We start from the raw sequence: 853 nt of genomic DNA on the forward strand, positions 1-853 counted from the left end.
CATGGCCTGTTGGCGGTTGAGCGGGGCATGGGGAGTGGTCGGTGGGGTTGGATCGTTCCGGATGGCCTGTGGGAGTTGGCGAGGCCGTTGCTGCCGCCTGCGCGGGTGCGACCGCAGGGCGGCGGGGTCGCGAACATCGATGATGAGGCGGTGTTTGCCGCGATCATCTACGTTCTGGTCAGCGGCTGTGCCTGGCGGGCACTGCCGCCGTGCTTCGGCGCGTCGAAGTCGACCGTCCATCGTCGGTTCCTGATCTGGTCCAGAGCCGGGGTATGGGGCCGGCTGCACCAGAAGGTTCTCCAACTCCTGGACGAAAAAGGTCTGGTCGACTTGTCCCGCGCGGTCCTCGACTCAGCTCACATCCGCGCGAAAAAGGGGGCGAACTTGCAGGTCCGAGCCCCGTGGACCGGGGTAAGCCCGGTTCCAAGATGCACGTCCTGTCCGACGCGGACGGACTGCCCCTACGTGTCGGACTCTCCGCGGCCAACACCCACGACAGCCTCGCCCTGAAGCCGATGCTGTCCCATTTCCACATGGGACACGAACCCCATGCAGCCGATTCCAAGCCCGTGCGTCTTCATGCCGACAAGGCCTACGACATCCCTCACCTGCGGCGATGGCTCTGGGGCAAGCGCATCGGCGTCCGCATCGCCCGCAAGGGCATCGACTCGAGTGAACGACTCGGCCGCCGCCGATGGGTCATCGAACGCACCATGTCCTGGCTGACCGGCTACCGCCGCCTGAACCACCGCTACGAACGAAAACCCGGCAACTACCTGGCCTTTCTCGGACTTGCAGCCGCACTCTGCTGCTACAAACGGCTCCTGAAACTCACCATGTAGGACACGGTCTT

General features: G+C 64.8%; 1 protein-coding gene. It reads left to right on the forward strand.

Annotated elements, in window-relative coordinates; genetic code table 11:
• Nucleotides 1-27 precede the first annotated feature (27 nt).
• A protein-coding gene (locus tag AQI95_RS46970) for an IS5 family transposase (protein ID WP_167361999.1) occupies nt 28-842 on the forward strand; the annotation gives its coding sequence in 2 pieces (ribosomal slippage) (nt 28-370 and nt 370-842; 816 coding nt in all).
• The last annotated feature ends 11 nt before the right edge of the window (nt 843-853 follow it).

It is taken from the genome of Streptomyces yokosukanensis, from assembly GCF_001514035.1.
Classification (GTDB): domain Bacteria; phylum Actinomycetota; class Actinomycetes; order Streptomycetales; family Streptomycetaceae; genus Streptomyces; species Streptomyces yokosukanensis.